21 protein-coding genes and 1 pseudogene are annotated in these 16,188 nt (G+C 60.4%); 15 read left to right on the plus strand and 7 right to left on the minus strand.

The window, feature by feature from the left end:
* Positions 1-21 precede the first annotated feature (21 nt).
* A complete protein-coding gene (locus IVB22_RS04150; protein WP_374207463.1) occupies positions 22-1,227 on the minus strand; it encodes a GNAT family N-acetyltransferase in 1,206 nt (401 codons plus the stop codon).
* Between the two features lie 146 nt (positions 1,228-1,373).
* Between IVB22_RS04150 and IVB22_RS04155 the strand changes: the two are divergent.
* From IVB22_RS04155 to IVB22_RS04170, 4 genes and pseudogenes are all read left to right on the plus strand, one after another.
* Positions 1,374-1,599, plus strand: a pseudogene (locus tag IVB22_RS04155) (type I secretion system permease/ATPase); the annotation flags it as partial.
* 55 nt (positions 1,600-1,654) lie between these two features.
* Positions 1,655-1,906 (plus strand): recombinase family protein, encoded by a 252-nt coding sequence (locus IVB22_RS04160; RefSeq protein WP_247516049.1) that lies wholly within the window; start codon positions 1,655-1,657, stop codon positions 1,904-1,906.
* A gap of 1,111 nt (positions 1,907-3,017) precedes the next feature.
* Positions 3,018-4,151: an alpha-hydroxy acid oxidase gene (locus IVB22_RS04165; RefSeq protein WP_247516050.1), complete on the plus strand. Its 1,134-nt coding sequence runs from the start codon at positions 3,018-3,020 to the stop codon at positions 4,149-4,151.
* 162 nt (positions 4,152-4,313) lie between these two features.
* Positions 4,314-4,520, plus strand: coding sequence for a hypothetical protein (locus IVB22_RS04170; RefSeq protein WP_247516051.1), 207 nt, complete (start codon positions 4,314-4,316; stop codon positions 4,518-4,520).
* Here IVB22_RS04170 and IVB22_RS04175 read toward each other — a convergent pair whose 3' ends face one another.
* A complete protein-coding gene (locus IVB22_RS04175) occupies positions 4,521-4,706 on the minus strand; it encodes a hypothetical protein (RefSeq protein ID WP_247516052.1) in 186 nt (61 codons plus the stop codon).
* 261 nt (positions 4,707-4,967) lie between these two features.
* Here IVB22_RS04175 and IVB22_RS04180 point away from each other — a divergent pair, with 261 nt between their 5' ends.
* A complete protein-coding gene (locus IVB22_RS04180) occupies positions 4,968-5,321 on the plus strand; it encodes a phasin (RefSeq protein ID WP_161856013.1) in 354 nt (117 codons plus the stop codon).
* Positions 5,322-5,351: 30 nt separating this feature from the next.
* Here IVB22_RS04180 and IVB22_RS04185 read toward each other — a convergent pair whose 3' ends face one another.
* The gene (locus IVB22_RS04185; protein ID WP_247516935.1) at positions 5,352-5,573 is read right to left on the minus strand and encodes a hypothetical protein; all 222 of its coding nucleotides are present in this window, start codon (positions 5,571-5,573) and stop codon (positions 5,352-5,354) included.
* Between the two features lie 205 nt (positions 5,574-5,778).
* Here IVB22_RS04185 and IVB22_RS04190 point away from each other — a divergent pair, with 205 nt between their 5' ends.
* The gene (locus tag IVB22_RS04190; protein ID WP_374207489.1) at positions 5,779-6,060 is read left to right on the plus strand and encodes a hypothetical protein; all 282 of its coding nucleotides are present in this window, start codon (positions 5,779-5,781) and stop codon (positions 6,058-6,060) included.
* Positions 6,061-6,140: 80 nt separating this feature from the next.
* Here the strand turns inward: IVB22_RS04190 and IVB22_RS04195 are convergent, their stop codons facing one another.
* Together IVB22_RS04195 and IVB22_RS04200 are read right to left on the minus strand one after the other, a co-directional pair.
* Complete coding sequence (locus tag IVB22_RS04195) at positions 6,141-6,305, minus strand: hypothetical protein (protein ID WP_247516054.1); 165 nt, start codon at positions 6,303-6,305, stop codon at positions 6,141-6,143.
* A 213-nt stretch (positions 6,306-6,518) separates the two neighbouring features.
* Positions 6,519-6,884 (minus strand): hypothetical protein, encoded by a 366-nt coding sequence (locus IVB22_RS04200; RefSeq protein WP_247516055.1) that lies wholly within the window; start codon positions 6,882-6,884, stop codon positions 6,519-6,521.
* 99 nt (positions 6,885-6,983) lie between these two features.
* Between IVB22_RS04200 and IVB22_RS04205 the strand changes: the two genes are divergently transcribed.
* The 6 genes from IVB22_RS04205 (at position 6,984) to IVB22_RS04230 (ending at position 10,185) form a co-directional block, all read left to right on the plus strand.
* Positions 6,984-7,145: a hypothetical protein gene (locus tag IVB22_RS04205; protein ID WP_247516056.1), complete on the plus strand. Its 162-nt coding sequence runs from the start codon at positions 6,984-6,986 to the stop codon at positions 7,143-7,145.
* Position 7,146: 1 nt separating this feature from the next.
* Positions 7,147-7,422 (plus strand): hypothetical protein, encoded by a 276-nt coding sequence (locus IVB22_RS04210; protein ID WP_247516057.1) that lies wholly within the window; start codon positions 7,147-7,149, stop codon positions 7,420-7,422.
* Entirely contained in the window at positions 7,419-7,721 is a 303-nt protein-coding gene (locus tag IVB22_RS04215; RefSeq protein ID WP_247516058.1) for a hypothetical protein, read from the plus strand. The genes IVB22_RS04210 and IVB22_RS04215 overlap by 4 nt, the downstream gene beginning before the upstream one ends.
* A 50-nt stretch (positions 7,722-7,771) precedes the next feature.
* Complete coding sequence (locus tag IVB22_RS04220) at positions 7,772-8,200, plus strand: GNAT family N-acetyltransferase (RefSeq protein WP_247516059.1); 429 nt, start codon at positions 7,772-7,774, stop codon at positions 8,198-8,200.
* A 193-nt stretch (positions 8,201-8,393) separates the two neighbouring features.
* Positions 8,394-9,620, plus strand: coding sequence for an acyl-CoA dehydrogenase family protein (locus tag IVB22_RS04225; protein WP_247516060.1), 1,227 nt, complete (start codon positions 8,394-8,396; stop codon positions 9,618-9,620).
* A 10-nt stretch (positions 9,621-9,630) separates the two neighbouring features.
* A complete protein-coding gene (locus IVB22_RS04230; protein WP_247516061.1) occupies positions 9,631-10,185 on the plus strand; it encodes a flavin reductase family protein in 555 nt (184 codons plus the stop codon).
* 52 nt (positions 10,186-10,237) lie between these two features.
* Here the strand turns inward: IVB22_RS04230 and IVB22_RS04235 are convergent, their stop codons facing one another.
* Together IVB22_RS04235 and IVB22_RS04240 are read right to left on the minus strand one after the other, a co-directional pair.
* Positions 10,238-11,113 (minus strand): polysaccharide deacetylase family protein, encoded by an 876-nt coding sequence (locus IVB22_RS04235; protein ID WP_247516062.1) that lies wholly within the window; start codon positions 11,111-11,113, stop codon positions 10,238-10,240.
* Positions 11,114-11,138: 25 nt separating this feature from the next.
* Complete coding sequence (locus IVB22_RS04240; protein ID WP_247516063.1) at positions 11,139-12,245, minus strand: LLM class flavin-dependent oxidoreductase; 1,107 nt, start codon at positions 12,243-12,245, stop codon at positions 11,139-11,141.
* Positions 12,246-12,422: 177 nt separating this feature from the next.
* Here IVB22_RS04240 and IVB22_RS04245 point away from each other — a divergent pair, with 177 nt between their 5' ends.
* Genes IVB22_RS04245 through IVB22_RS04255 form a run of 3 tightly spaced genes read left to right on the plus strand, consistent with a single transcriptional unit; the run spans position 12,423 to position 16,176 of the window.
* Positions 12,423-13,304, plus strand: coding sequence for a xanthine dehydrogenase family protein subunit M (locus IVB22_RS04245; RefSeq protein WP_247516936.1), 882 nt, complete (start codon positions 12,423-12,425; stop codon positions 13,302-13,304).
* Complete coding sequence (locus IVB22_RS04250) at positions 13,301-13,786, plus strand: (2Fe-2S)-binding protein (protein ID WP_247516064.1); 486 nt, start codon at positions 13,301-13,303, stop codon at positions 13,784-13,786. The genes IVB22_RS04245 and IVB22_RS04250 overlap by 4 nt, the downstream gene beginning before the upstream one ends.
* On the plus strand, positions 13,783-16,176 hold the full coding sequence (locus tag IVB22_RS04255; protein WP_247516065.1) for a xanthine dehydrogenase family protein molybdopterin-binding subunit: 2,394 nt from the start codon (positions 13,783-13,785) through the stop codon (positions 16,174-16,176). The genes IVB22_RS04250 and IVB22_RS04255 overlap by 4 nt, the downstream gene beginning before the upstream one ends.
* The last annotated feature ends 12 nt before the right edge of the window (positions 16,177-16,188 follow it).

Below are 16,188 nucleotides of genomic sequence, written 5' to 3' on the forward strand. Positions count from 1 at the left end.
GGCGCGACTGATGTGAGGGTATCATGAGGATTTCTCCTGACTTTTTCTCTGCAAATGTACAAGCCGGCTCGCGGATCGCGCCGCGCCGCGCAGCGCAAGCGCAGCGCGGATCAGCGGGACGACCGGATCGCCCTTTCGCAGCGGGATCAGCACGTCGCCGATCGCAAGGCGCCCGCGCCAGATCGGATTGATCATGGGATGATCGGCGTTCGCGGTGGAATCGACCATAGCTATGGCCGGGTCGGCGCAGAGGTGCCGGGTCAGCTCCAGCGTCAACTGCACACCGGGCGAAAACTTCGCAAAGCGCTCGTCGACGCCGAGCTTGACGTAGAAGGCGCGGTCCTGATGCCGCAGCACGATCGCTGCTGCCACCGCGGTCTCGCCCGCGCGTAAACTCACGATCTCGCACTGGCCGGTCTCGGCCAGCGCTGATGTGGCACGGCGGACGAAGGCCGCATCGCCGTCGTCCTGGCTGAGCGCGGTGCCTCGCTTGCCCTTCCAGCCGCTGGCTTCCAGCATCAGGAATGTTTCCACCGCGGCAGCAATTTCGGCGGGCGTGCGCGCCACGTCGAAATGAACGGGGCCGTGCTCGGCGAGGCGGTTGCGCTGGCGGCGCAGTTCCTTCAGTTTCCTTGCGCCGAGTGCCTCGCGCAGCACGTCATCGGCGTCACCTGACGCGTCGAGGCAGGCGCGGACATGCGATTGCAACACGAGCGGCGCCATGCCGTCGCGACGCAGCACGTCGGTAAAAGCCTTGATGGCCGCGCCATCGAGCGAGGTGGCGCGGAACAAGAGCGCATGCGCGCCGGCCCGCCGGGCCTGCTGCAGAATACCCGTGACGGCTTCTTCCGGCGTGTCGCGGTGGAGCAGCGGCGTGCAAAGCGTGCCATAGGGATCGGCGCTGACGAGCGCGGGCAGGGGAATCTTGTAGGCGCGCCACATCGAAATGACGGGCACGAGACCGACCAATCTGGAAGTATCGCTCCCCGTGCTGAGCGCTGAGACCCCGGTGCGACCGCGTGCGGATGCGTTGACTGCCAGTTCCCAATCCGGGAGAAAAAAGCCGTTCGGCTCGACGGCGCGTTCAGCGAGCGCGCGCCATCCGAGTGCGGATATGTCGGTGAGCGGTCTCAACGCTTCGCCGGCGTTTACCGTCGGCGCAGGCGCTTGCGTGGCATCCTTGGTCAATGCACGACGGACTACCGCTGCTTCACCAATATCGGCCACTTCCCCGTATCCCCGTTCGCGAGTTATTCGCTAACGGCGCCTGCGGGCGCTGCCTGCTTCCATCGCGTTCACGGGACGACGCTAGCGGAAAAATACGGATCGCGCCACAGGTCAATTTGAGCGGATGTATTAATCGGCCGTCCACCCTGCGCTCGTTCCTCGGCAGCATGGGGCCGGGCGCGTTCTTCGATCTTGCCGTAGCTGCCGTTTTATCTCGCGATCTGTTTCGCGTTCCATTGGCTGATCGGCGTCACCGCCTTGGCCGGCGCCGTCATCCTCATGGCGTTGACCCTGATCACCGAGTTCATGTCGCGCACGCCGGCCCGCGAGGCCATGACGCTGGCGGCGCGGCGCAACGATCTGGCCGCGGCCGGTATAACATCGTGATAACCGCTGCCTGATGTACTGTTAAGGTTGCACTAAACGAATGAAAAGAGTTTCGAGGCCCGCACTCGCCGCCGATCCCGCCCGCAAGCAGGCCGTGATCTATGCCCGCGTTTCCTCCAACGAGCAGGAGAAGGAAGGCTTCTCCAGCCCTGCGCAATTGAAGCTGCTCAAGGAATATGCCTCGGCGGACGGCTTTGCGGTGGCGCAAGAATCCATTGACGTTGAAACCGCCAAGCAGACCGGCCGCGCCGCCTTCGGCGAGAGAATGTCGATCCAGTGGCGCGAGGAATAGAACCGCTGCCAGCGCGAAATTGTGCGACACCAGAGCGCCGATAAATCCCACAAGGACGAGGGCGTCGCGCTGCTCGACCTCGCCCGCAACGCTCAGCATTTGTTCGCCGCGCAGGCGCCACGCGAAAAACGCCGCCTGCTGAACTTTCTGCTATCGAACTGCACCTGGGGGATGGCGAGGTGGTCGGCACCTTCCGCGAACCTTTTGATATGTTGGCGGAGGCAGTTAACTCAAATCGTCTCGAAAGCGGCGCGACGTTTAAAACACACACAGTGCGGCGAAAACTGAGATTTGGCTGCCCCTGCCACAGCCGAACCGCGGCACTGCTTTGCCAGGGTGTTCGAATCCCACGAAAAGTGAGGCCGATCAGGTAGTTGGGAAATATAATTCAATATTATCCGCTTTTGCGGAGGATATACCAGCTATTTTCTCCGCATCCGCAAGGCTGTTACCCGCAAATTATGCGGAGAATAGAGCGGCCATTCCCTGCATCGGGCCCAAAATCCCAGCCTCGGACGATAGATTGAGCCCGGGTGAGCGAGGGCGGTCCGCTCTTCAGCTCGCCCTGAGGGACGTTCTACGATCCCAATTCGGCCACGTAACCCAAACGTCCTTGGGAGGCATCATCCGTTCGTTGCTTTTGATGAATGAACCGTCGGTTCAGGCGAGACGGCCCAAGGGTGGAGCGGGGCCGTTCGTTCGCACGCAATCTTAATCGTTTGGTCGAATGAGTATAACCCGGCGTCGCCGTTTTTCATCGCGCCGTTCACGCCGCGCCATCAAGGGCAGGGAATGTTTCTGGACAAGAGGTATCTCCGGCGTGCTCCTCGGTCATGCAGCGCCGGCTTCACAAACTCCCGCCGTTGATCATTATCGACATCTCCTGCCATGGCATGCTGGATGCGAGATCGCGATTCATCGGTGTGCTGGCCGCGATGGCGGCGTTTCCGGTTGCTTCCCTGGTTTCGGTGGCAGGAAACTCCCAATCCACTCCGATCCCTCGCGCAAACGAATAACATCCCTGCATTTGTACGACGCCTAACCCGTTTCAAAGCGGTAGCTTTTCCCGTTTATCTGCGGCTAATGTGCCGCCAAACGGGAGAGAAGCAACATGAATGAGGGGAGCCCCCTACGGCCGGCGCGAAATGTCGAACTCGGCGCCAGCGGTGAAGAATTCCAGAATCTCCATGAATTCATCCGAAAAGCCCGCTCCCGGCTCAATCAGAACGCATGGGACTATATCGTCGGCGCCTCGGAGACGGAGACCACCATGCGCCGCAACCGGATGGCGCTCGACGAGATTGCGTTCCGGCCCCGGGTGCTGCGTAATGTTGCTGAGGTCGACGCCTCGACCGAAGTCTTCGGCCGCCGCTTGCGCCTGCCGGTCATGATTGCGCCCGTCGGCGCGCTCGAGATTTTCGATCCCGATTCAGGCGCGGCAGTCGCGCGGGGAGCCGGTCAGTTCGGCGCGGCTCACATGTTGAGCTCGGTGTCGGAGCCGGGGCTTGAGGCGACAGCCAAGGCCGCGCCCGACGCGTTGCGCATTTACCAGCTCTATGTCCGCGGCGACGACGCCTTTGTCGAAGACGTTGTCAGCCGCAGCATTGATAACGGTTATGCCGCATTCTGCCTGACTGTCGACACGGCGCATTACAGTCGGCGCGAGCGCGATATCGCCAAGCGGTATGTCCGAGAAAGCCGCATCCGGGCGACCGGCGGCGACTTCCAGAAGGGGCTGGAATGGCGCACGGTGAAGCTGATCAAGGACAAGTATAAAATTCCGCTGGTGATCAAGGGTATTGCGACCGCGGAAGATGCAGCGATCGCGCTCGATCATGGCGTGGATTGGATCTATGTGTCGAACCACGGCGGCCGCCAGCTCGACCACGGACGCGGTGCGATGCATGTCTTGCCGGAAATCGTCGACGCCGTTGCCGGCCGCGCCAAGATCATGGTCGACGGGTCGTTCTGCCGCGGCACCGACATCGTGAAGGCGATCGCCGCAGGGGCTGATCTGGTTGGCATCGGCCGCCTGCAATGCTGGGCACTCGCAGCCGAGGGAGAAGCCGGCATCGTGCGGATGCTGGATCTGCTGGAAGATGAGGTGATCCGCTGCCTCGGGCTGCTCGGCGTCACCAGCCTTGCCGAACTCGACAAGTCTTACCTGCATGCGGCGGCCGCGACGAATCTGCCGAGCGTGTTCAGCGCCTTTCCACTGCTGGATATCGAACCTTATCGCTATTGAGAAGGGCAGCCGCGCCGGGTCTTTCGCCTGAAACTAGCCCTGCCATTTCCGGAGTTGGTCGCTCGTCAGGGAACCCGGCGGGCATTTCCGCATTATCAGGGGCGCCGAGGACGGCGCCGCCAAACACGAGTCTGATCTCCCATGGTCAAGTAGTCGCAGGCGATGGCAGAAAATCCTTTCGCTCAATTCAGCCTCGAGAAGGCAATCGACCTTCGCTGGACGTTGCGGGATATTCAGGCTCGCCGGCTGAAAATGTCCCCGGTCAGCGACGAAGATTTGAGGACATTGACGGGCCTCGGCCTGGTCGACGTGCGCGACGAAGGGCTCGTGCTGACGCCGGCTGGAATCGCCGTGTTGAACGGAGCGTAGTCAGCGCGCCTTCAGGAAGCTCTCGCCGGAGTCGCAAGGCGTGCAGCGGTAGGTCAAGACGTCATAATTCTGGTCGCGCGGCTCGATCATGGCCAGCCGCATTTGTGCGCCGCATTTCATGCAGGGCATTTCTATGCTGGTTTGAAACCGTGTGCAGGTTGGCGTCGGCCGAAACGTTTGCAGCATTTTATCTCCATGTCCCCAAGAGACTTAAACCAGAGACGCAACGCCACCGACAATCGAACCCTAACGCGAATCACTATGCCACACTGTTGCCACCATTGGAATCGGTCGCTGCACCCGTACGGCTACGGACCGCGCGGGAAGGAAATCATTCCTTGGGATTGCACCGGCCGCCAAAGTCCATGCCCGCAAGTCGGTCCATTCCGGCGCAGACGCAGCCGGGAATTGTGCTAACCTCCCAAAGTCGACATTGGAGAAGCGACCATGACTGAACCGAAACTCGAAGTCCCGGCCGAGCTGCGCGATCTGGCCGAGAAAACCATCGATCAGGCAGAAAAGGCGTTCGGCATGTTCTTCGATGCCGCCGGAAAGTCCATGACGTCGATGCCCGGCGCGGGTACGGAAATTTCCAGGCAGGCGCTATCGTTCACCGAACAGAATATGAAGGCTGCGTTCGAGCATGCCCGAAAGCTGGTCCATGCGACCGACCTTCAGGAAGCGATGCGGATCCAGTCCGAATTCCTGCGCAGCCAGTTCACCAACGCCGGGGAACATATGCGTCAGATCACCGGCGGCGTCATATCGGCCGCCAAAGATTCGACGAAAGGCAAGTTTTGAGATGGCATACTCAAGTTTTGAGATGGCATACTAGCGGCGACGTCCGATCGCAACACCGAACAGGAAGGCGACGCACAGGCTGGCCAGCGGCGCTTCGCGCGTAATCGCACTGATGGTCGAGAGCGGCATTCCCGGTTGCCGTGCTGTCGTGATCGCGTCGCTGAGACGCCCGACCGCGGCCTGCAGCGCGGCGGACACTTCCGTGAGTGTGCGTGACACATCGGTCGCGGTGTCGATGGCGCGTTCCGCCATGCCGGGCTGCGATGGCTCTGTGGGTTCAATTTTCACGTTTTGCAACTCACTTGTCGCTCGGCACTTGCCGGGCAACGGCTGACGTTGTGACAATGCGCAGTCAGGACATTTGTTCCCGCAAGCTATCACGTTACTATCGATGAGGAACCTTAGTGCTCGTCGGGATTTAATCTCGTCAGAGGACATCAACGCGGGCTTTCATATGGTGAAGGTTTTGACGGAAGATCGTCTGAGTCGACCTGGTGGCGCGCCGCTGAAGGTTGCGATTGCAGTCGCTGTTCTCGGCGTGCTCGGCATGCTGATCGTCGACCATGGGCCATGGAACAAGCCGAAGATGCAGCCGGCCTTTATGACGAGTTACAGCTCCACCGGTGAAGCTGCTCGGGCAGCCGGCGCCAAGGTCATGCCCACCGAACCGAAGCTGGAGGTGGAGCCTGAGCCACCCGTGCCAAAGCCCGTTCATCCGGTCAACCCAGCGCCGCAGTAACGCGCGCCGTTTGACACGTCGGGCAAATCACCGGGATAACGGCATCGTCGCGCAAGTTCGCCGGCTTCCGAACGAACGCGTCAGCGCACGCTGACGAATGCGCCCCAGCACGCAGCCAACCCTGCAGCCACCAGCACGAGCAGCGGATTGTCGCAGAACGGGCTGCCATATTGGCACATCGCGACACGGCTCGCCGCATAGAACAAGCCCGACAGAATCGTGAGCACAGCAGCAACGAAAAACATCCGACAGCCTCCTTGCGCTCTGTTGGGCCGCAGGTTGCGCCGGCCACGGCCCATCGATTTCATTTCGATGTCGCTGCGCTGAATCTGGTTTGCTTTGGCCACTTGACGCGTCGGGCAAATCAGGGGCACATTGGCATCATCGCCGATATCGTAAGCCCGCGCCGGAAACGGTGGCGGGCTTTTCGTTTCACAAGACAATCGGCCAAGGCGGTTTCAATTTGTCGAAACCGTTTCGTCGAATTTTCCGGAATTTGTTGACCACTCGAAAACGGTTTGACATGTCGGGCAAATCACCGGCATAACGCCATCATCGCGAAAATTGCAAAAGCCCGCACGGAGAAATCCGTCGCGGGCTTTTTGTTTGAATTCTCGAATCGGACCGCGGCCGCACATCGACGCCGCAACTCCCAGCGCCCCCGCCCCGGGCGTCGCGAGCGTGCCGTCGTCCGAGCCTTTCATCACACAATTGGCCGGCATGCGCGAACATGTCGGCCTGCGGCGCGGATCGTCACCGCCGCACGCGGCCCCCGACGGGATAAGGTTCGCGCCCCAAATGATCTGCGCCTGCACCGCGATCATGCCGCACATTTCTATTTTTGAAGAGATGCCGATGACCGCCTACCTGATATCGCTCGCGCTTGTCGGCCTCGTTGTCATCGCTGTATCGGAGGAGTTCTCGTGAGCGCCGAAATCATTCAATTCATCCCGCGGCCCGGACGCATCGACGCGCAGACGGATTTCCCGACAATTGCTTTCCGCTCTGCGGCGCAGGATCCCGCCGTCGCTCACGCCGATGCTGCCGCAAACCAGCCTGTTGAACTGGAGAGGCGAGAAACCTAGCGTGGCCAAGACTCTCGTTGAAATTCGCTCTCTCGCACGCAGCCATACCCGGACTGCAATCCGCGTTCTCGTCGGCATCATGCGATGCAAGGACGCAACGCCAGCCGCCCGCGTGTCAGCCGCCAACGCCATTCTCGATCGCGGCTGGGGTAAGGCGACGCAACCGCTGGAGAACAGCGGCGACGGAGCGCTCGAACTCATTCATCGAATCGAGCGCGTCATTGTCTATTTCGCCAAGCGAGGGTTCGAGAACGTGGCTCGGATTATCAAACGATGACCGGGCAGCAGGCTGCGGATGTCAGGGCTATCGTCGTCGAGACGCTAGCCGAACAGCAGAGGATTCGTCATGACGATATCGATGCAGTGGTTCTCAAAGCCGTTGCGACGACGCTGACCTCGTTCGGGATCGACGAAGAGGATCGCAAAGAGCTGCGCGCGGATTTTCAGCATCTGCGACGCTGGCGGCGAAGCGTCGAGCAGGCACAGAGCTACACATTCAAGGCAGTCATCACGGTGATTGTAACCGGCTTCGTTGGCGCCGTGTGGCTCGGCATCAAGGTGACGCTCGGCAAATGACCTGCTGATGTGACGAACGCTAACGATGAGCTCGAATTCAGGTGCGTCGGATGTATCGCATTCGTGAGGTCGACGGGAATGACGATGACATTGCGGACTCTCTCGCGGAGCTTCATCAGCTGACATTCCTTGATGCTGCTCCCGTTCCGAAATTTGATCAGGGGCACTGGTGGCTTGCGTTTCGCGGAACCGAGCCGGTTGCCTTCGCCGGGATCATTCCGTCCACCCATGTTTTCAATGCGGGCTATTTTTGCCGCGTTGGTGTGCTGGGAAAGCATTGCGGGCATCGGCTTCAGTTGCGCCTGATGCGAGCCTTGGAGGCGCGCGCGCGTCTGAATGGGTGGTGTTCGATCATCTCCGACACCACAGATAACATGCATTCAGCCAACAACTTCATTCGCGCCGGCTATCGCCTGTTCAGCCCCAGGCACCCTTGGGCCTGGCCGAATACGCTTTATTGGCGCAAGGACGTAAAATAGCGGCTCGTCCGTTGCGTACCTCAAATTGCTCTCCTCGCCCGGTGGCCTTGTGGCCACCGGGCTTTTTTGCGTTTTGGGGACCAGCGCCCTGTGGCGGAGTGGCCATGCCCCCCGTGCGCCTTGATCATTGGCGGTCAGCCGGTAGACTGGCAAAGCTCGGGCGGCGCAAAGCAACGGGCAGGCGAGGAAACACATGGCTGGAGACGGTGGAAAGCCGGACGCAGGTTCGCCCGCTGGACCGGGGACGGACAGCTATGTCGCCATGGTTGCGCGTGCCAAGGCCTTGATTCCGGAATTGCGCGATCGTGCTTCAAAGACGGAAGAGCTTCGGCGCTTGCCGCCGGAGACCGAGCGCGATTTGCATGACGCTGGTTTGTTCCGAATCGTGCAACCAAAACGCGTTGGAGGTGCCGAGCTCGACTATGTCGCTCTGGTCGATTGCGCCGACGCGCTGGGGCAGGCGGATGCTTCCGTGGCATGGAATTTCGCCAATCTTGCCAGCCATCACTGGATGCTGGGTATGTTTGACCGGCAGGCGCAGGACGCCGTCTGGGGCAGGAATGCCGATGCGCTGATCGCGTCGTCCTTCATCTTTCCAGCCGGCCGCGCAAGAAAGGGGGATGGGGGATATGTCCTTCGTGGTCACTGGCCGTTCTGCTCGGGTGTGGAGTCTTGCGACTGGAACATGCTTGCCGGCGTAGTGTCATCGGACGATGAGGCCGACGGCATCGAATACCGCCTATTTTTGCTTAACAGGAGCCAGTACAGGATCAACGACACCTGGAATGCGACGGGACTGTGCGGTACTGGTTCGAATGACGTATGGGTCGAGGATACCTTTGTTGCGGAGAAAATGACCGTCGCGGTCAGCGAGCTGACCGGCGGACCGACGCCGGGAAACATGGTCAACCCAAACGTGCTGTACGCGCTGCCGGTATTCTCTCTCTTCCCTTACGTGTTGTCGGGTGTTGGCTTGGGTAATGCGCAAGCCTGCCTGAACGACTACGTCGAATTCGCGCGGCATCGGGCCTCGACCTACAATCGTGCCAAACTGAGCGACCTGCAAACGACCCAAATCAAGATCGCAGAGGCCTCCGCCAAGATCGACGCTGCCCGCCTCGTCATGCGCACGAGCTGCGTCGATGCGATGGCCGACGCAAGGCGGGGCTACGTTCCCGACCTCGTGGCAAAGACGAGACTGCGGCGGGATGGTGCGTTCGCGGTGAAGCTTTGCACCGAGGCGGTCTCGTTGTTGTTCGCGGCAAGCGGTGCGCGTAGCCTGTTCACGTCAGGCGCGCTGCAGCGGCAATTCCGCGACGCTCACGCGGTGAATTCTCACCTCGCATTCAATTTCGATGCGGCCGGAACCAATTATGGACGCGTGGCGCTTGGCCTGCCGTCCGAAAATCTGACGCTCTGAGGCTCGGCGGATGTCTGACGCACCCAAACATCCAGCCGATCCGGCCAATGAATTTGCCAGCGACAACTCGGCGATCGATCCCCGGGACTTTCGCAACGCGCTTGGCACCTTCGCCACAGGCGTCACCATCGTCACGGCGATGGCGGCGGATGGAAGGCCGTATGGCGTGACCTGCAATTCCTTTGCCTCGGTGTCGCTCAATCCGCCGCTGGTATTGTGGAGCTTGGGGATGTTTTCTCAGGGACTCACGATCTTCCAGAATGCCAGTCATTTCACGGTCAATGTTCTCGGAGCTTCCCAGGAAGCGCTGGCGTCTCAGTTTGCAAAATCGTCGGACGACAAGTTCGCAGGCGTGAGCTGGACGCCGGGGCTTGGCAACGCGCCGGTGCTGACCGACAGCGTCGCCAATTTCCAATGCCGCGCGGCCAATCGGTACTACGGCGGCGACCACATCATCTTCCTGGGCGCGGTCGAGGCCTACACCTATAATCGGCAGGAGCCCCTGCTGTTTGCGCGTGGCAGCTTCGGCCGGTTTATTGCCGGGGACGGCAACAAGGCCTCGTGAGCGGATCACCGAATCCCGCCAGACCTTCCGCGCCCCTGCCGTAGACTACAATTCAATTCTTTGCCATCTCTGCGCGATACCAGTCGCCAATCTCACTGGCTGTCATCAGTGCCACACCGTCGTGACCGAGGACATAGTCGAGCAGCGCCTCCAGATACCTGATGCGATGCGGCACGCCCGTGATGTAGGGGTGAATCGATATTGCCATGATCCGCGCGTTCGATGCGCCTTCCAGATATAGCCGGTCGAACTGATCGGTGCAGCGCTTCAGGAATTGCTCGGAAGGCAGATGCTGCAGCGCGTGGATGACGATATCGTTGGTTTCGACCGAATAGGGGATTGTGGTTATGATGCCGTGAGGCGTGGCGATGTCCTGTGGCAGATCGTCGATCACCCAGTCCGCGACATACTCGATGCCGTTGAGGCGAAGCAGATCGAGTGTCTCCTCGGTCTCCGTGAGGCCGGGGCTTTCCCATGACCGTGGCGGCCTTCCTGCAAATTTCGAAATTGTCTCGACCGAGCGCTTGATGGCATCCGCCTGGTCCTCAACCTTGTGCATCGGCCCCTGCACGAAACCGTGCCCCATGAATTCAAATCCCGCTTCGAGCGCCGCTGACGCGACACGCGGATAGGAATTGCAGACATTGGCATTGATTGCCAGGGTCACCGGCATTTTGCGGTCGGTCAGTGCCTTGAATTGACGCCAGAAGCCGGCGCGCATGCCGTATTCATGCCAGGACCAGTTCGGCACGTCGGGCAACAGCGGCTGACCCATCGGCGGGCTCAGCACTGTGCGTGGCATGGCGTTCTCGATCCGCCATTCCTCGACATTGAGGATGACCCATACCGCGAGTTTCTTGCCGCCGGGAAGCGTCAGCTTCGGTCGGTCGACTTGTGCTTGATAGGGGATGCGATCGCTCAGCGGCACGGTAAGCTTTCCAGGTGTGGATAGACTATTCGGCGGCCCTGGAGCCGCTGGATACGGCGGCATTGACCCGGGGTATGACCTTTTCCGCCATCAGGATCATCGACTGGCGTCCGAGTTCGCGATCCTTCCAATCCTTGCCGGCATAGAGCAGTGTGCCGAAAGGCCCGGTTTCTTCCTGAAAAGCCAGCAGTTGATCCGCTACGCTCTCCGGCGTGCCATGAATGATCAGCTTGTCGCAGATCGACTCCAGCGTCACCTCGTCATCGGGCTGATCGCGGTGCGTCTTGAACAATTCGATACGACCACCGCGCTTAAGCTTGGTGAACAGTGAGCGATAGTAATAAACATAGGGTCCATTCGGATCGGTGGCGTAGGCCTTTGCCGTTGCTGCGTCCTTGGCGACGAACACGCTCTTGGCAACGCGCCAATTTGCTGTATCCGCAGGACGGCCGGCGCGTTCGCATCCCTCGACGTATTTCGGCCAGTGGCTTTTCACCCAGGCCGGCATCAGGAAGTTTGCCGAGATCGGCTCCCAGCCGCGTGCGGCGGCTTCCGTCACGCCTTTTGAGAACGGCGCCACCGCCGTGACCACGATCGGCGGGTGCGGCCGTTGCAGTGGGCGCGGAATGAAGCCCTGGCCGATGTCTTCGATCAGGGTCTTCTGAACCGATATGTTCCAGAATTTGCCCTGAAGATTATAGGGCGGCTCGCTCGCCCAGATCTGAAGCACCTGATTGATCGCCTCCAGGAACATGGCATTCCTGTCCGCCTCGAGGTTGCCGAATACTTCGGCGTCCGACAGCAGGCCGCCGGGGCTGATACCGAAGATCAGACGTCCGTCGAGCATATGATCGAGCATCGCGATCGAGGCTGCAATCGCCGCCGGATGAGCGTTCGGCATGTTGATGGTGCCGGTGCCAAGCTTGATCTGCCTGGTCGCCGCCGCGAGCCACGCGATGAAAGCTACGCAGGACGTAATGTTCTCGGCTCTGTCGGTGACGTGCTCGCCGACATAGGCTTCGGTGAAGCCGAGTTCATCGGCCAGCAGGAAAGCCTCGCGATCCTCCTTGAGCGAAAGCCGCCAATCCTTGTCGACGGGATGGATCGGCATCGTAAAGAACCCAAGCTTCATGGTCTGCTCTTCCCCAAAGGCAGGCTTTTTGGTTGGCACAGAACGTGCGTCGTTCGTCGCATGAAAACAAGCTCAAAGTCGAAATAATCACCCGACAACAAACTTGACCTTTGGCGGTCCCAGCCGTCTAATCCCGCAAAAATGCCGACAGTGTTGGCCGGGGAGGTCACGTCAAAAATGAAAGCCTCGGCTTTCGCTTACGCCCGCGCAACCAGCGTCACAAATGCGCTGGAATTGCTGACCGCGCACGGCGAAAGGGCCAAGGTGTTGTCGGGCGGCCAGAGCCTGCTGCCGGCGATGAACCTGCGCCTGGTCGCGCCCGAATTCATTATCGATATCGGCGAGTTGGCCGAGTTACGTGGAGTTGTGGTGAGGGAAGGCGTCCTCACCATCGGTGCGTTGACACGCCACGCCGATCTCTTGAAATCTCCGGAAATAGCAACCCATGCTCCATTGCTGGCGGATGCAGTCGCCCATGTCGCTCACCCTGCTATCCGCACCCGTGGCACCATCGGGGGAAGCCTTGCGCACGCAGACCCAGCTTCCGAGCTGCCGGCCTGCATGCTGGCGCTTGGCGCTACCATCATTGCTCGCGGGCCAAACGGCGAGCGGCGGATTGCGGCAAGCGAGTTTTTCGTCGGGATCTACGAAACCGCGCTCAAGCCGGAGGAGTTGTTGGTCGCCGTTGAACTGCCGGTGAGTCCAAAAAATTCAACGCATTTCTTTCATGAGTTCGCCCGTCGACATGGCGACTACGCGATCGTCGGTCTCGCAGCACAAGCTTTCGTCAGGGATGGGCGGTTCGCCAACCTTCGCCTTGGCTTCTTCGCCGTCGGCGATCGCCCGCTGCTGGCCAAGTCTGCCGGCAAGCTCGTTGATGTTGTCATCACGTCTGCAGTATTGGCCGAGGCGTCCTCCGCATTGAATGACGAACTGGATCCCCTGGAGGATCAACAGGCGACACCCGCTATGCGCCGGCATCTGGCGAAGGTCCTGTTGGCGCGTTGCGTATCCTCGCTGCTTGATCGCCCTGATCTCTACGCGGGAGTATCAGCGTGACGACGGCGGTTGCAATTTCGCTTGTTGTCAATGGTGAGCACGTTGAAGCGAATGTACTGCCGCGTCTAAACTTGGCGGATTTTCTTCGCGAGCATCTTGAGCTGACCGGCACGCATGTCGGTTGCGAACACGGGGTGTGCGGTGCATGCACGGTCCGCCTCAATGGCGATATTGTCCGTTCCTGTTTGCTGCTTGCAGTACAGACACACAATGCCACGGTTGAGACGATCGAGGGGGTCTCCGACAGCGGCGAAATTGCCGATTTGCAATCTGCATTCCGAGAACGTAACGCACTGCAATGCGGCTTCTGTACGCCGGGAATGCTGATGGCGGCGCAGGATCTGCTGAAACAATCACCGTGTCCGGGTCGAGAACAGATTCGCGAACATCTTTCCGGCAACTATTGCCGTTGTACCGGCTACCAAGCCATCGTCGACGCCATCGAGATCACAGCGCGGGCGCGCGCCGGACGCTTGCCATGACATCAGCACAGGAAAAATCTGAAACGCTTTCTGCGCTGGACCGTCCGAACTCCTATATCGGCAAGACAGTGCCGCGGCCGAACCTCGACCGGCTGATGCAGGGGCGCGGGCTCTATGTCAGCGACATGGAGCTGCCGCGAATGGCGCATGTCGTGTTCCTGCGCTCGCCGCATGCGCACGCAAAGATCAATGGCATCGATACTTCAGTGGCCAAGCAGATGCCGGGAGTTATCGCCGTCGTCTCAGGCAGTGAACTCTCGACCGTCATCACGCCGTGGGTCGGCGTACTCTCGCATTTGAAGGGCCTCAAATCCGCTCCGCAAAGCGCTATCGCGGTTGACCGCGTGTGCTGGCAGGGCGAAGCGGTCGCGGCTGTGGTGGCAAGCAGTCGCGCTCAGGCCGAGGACGCCGCGGAGCTCGTCTTGGTCGACTATGAGGAACTCGATGCCGTAACAGACATGCGCACCGCACTTGATCCAACTACAGCCTTGATCCATGCCTCGCTCGGCGACAACCTAGCTTTTGAGCGCAATCACGATGCGGGAGCCGTCGATCAAGCCTTTGCCGAATCCGACGAGGTGGTGGAGGCAGAGTTCGTTTTCGGACGGCACACAGGCGTGACACTCGAACCGCGCGCGGTGGTAGCGGACTGGAACGCCGCGGAAGCAAGGCTGACCATCTATCAAGGCACGCAGGCGCCGCATATGGTGCAAAACATCGCGGCGCTCCATCTCGGTTTGAAGGAATCGCAGGTCCGCGTGGTCTGCAAGGACGTCGGCGGCTCCTTCGGCATCAAGGTCCATATCTATGCCGACGAGATGGCGACTTATGCGCTGTCGAAGCTGCTGCGGCGTCCGGTCAAATTCGTCGCCGACCGGGTCGAGAGCTTCAACACCGACATTCATGCCCGCGACCATCGCTGCAAGGGAAAGATTGGCGTCAAGCGCGATGGCACTATCACGGCATTCGAGATCGACGATCTTACAGGGATCGGGCCCTATTCGATGTACCCGCGCACCAGCGCGATCGAGGCCAATCAAGTCGTCAATCTCGTCGGTGGTCCCTATGTGACGAGGAATTATCGCGCGCGGGCCCGCGTCGTGTTCCAGAACAAGAACGTGATGTGCCAGTACCGCGCCGTCGGCCATCCGATCGCCTGTTCGGTGACGGAGGGTCTGGTCGATCTGGCGGCCATGAAGATCGGCATGGACCCGATCGAGATCCGCCGTCGCAATCTGATTGCCGATGACGCTTACCCCTGTGCTTCGCCGTCAGGTTTGCGCTTCGAGCAATTGTCGCACCATGCAGCGCTCGCCAAGCTCGTCAAAATGATGGACTACGACGCGTTGCGCGCCGAGCAGGCCGCTCTGCGGGCGAAAAATATCCATCGTGGCATAGGTATCGCCAGCTTCATCGAGGTTACCAATCCCAGTGCGGCGTTTTATGGCGTCGGCGGTGCGAAGATATCCTCGCAGGATGGCGTCGCGGTGCGGCTCGACGCGCAGGGATCAGTGATCTGCCAGACAAGTATCACAGAGCAGGGACAGGGATCGGAATCGCTTACCGCACAGATTGTCGGAAGCGTGCTTGGCGTCTCGATGGATCGGGTCCGCGTGATCCTGGGCGATACTGACAATACGCCGTATGGCGGAGGCACCTGGGCCTCGCGCGGCGCTGGTATCGGCGGAGAGGCCGCGCTTCAAGCCACCAAGGTGCTGCGCAAGAACATCCTCGACGTAGCGGCCGCCGTCCTGCAATCGACGCCAGGGGAGCTCGACATTGTCAACAACGGTGTCGTGAATGCCATTGATGGTACGCCGCGGATCGATTTGAGCGAGCTCGCGCGCATTGTCTATTTTCGTCCCGATACGCTGCCGCCCGGCATTCAGGCCGAGTTTATGGCTACCAGGCACTTTGTCCCGCGCGAATACCCCTTCGCCTTCACCAATGGCGTTCAGGCCTCCTGGCTAGAGGTCGATACCGATACCGGCTTTGTAAAACTGCTGAAGCATTGGGTGGTCGAGGATTGCGGCACCATCATCAATCCACAATTGGTCGATGAGCAGATCAGGGGAGGCGTGGTACAGGGCCTTGGTGCCGCGCTGTTCGAGAAATGCGTGTATGACGAACGCGGCCAACTCACCAACGCCAATATGGCCGACTATCTGGTTCCGATGTCCGGCGAAATGCCGGACATCGATGTCGGGCATGTGGTCTCACCAACCTTGGAAACGGAACTGGGGGCGAAGGGCGCCGGCGAGGCCGGCACGGCAGGTGCGGCGGCGGCCGTAACCAACGCGGTCAACGACGCGCTCCGGCCGCTTGGGACAATCATCACGGAAATTCCGCTGACGCCTCAGGTTATTCTGACTGCCTTGGGACGAATATAATACGACGCAACA

Origin of the sequence: Bradyrhizobium sp. 190 (assembly GCF_023073415.1) — a bacterium.
GTDB lineage: Bacteria > Pseudomonadota > Alphaproteobacteria > Rhizobiales > Xanthobacteraceae > Bradyrhizobium.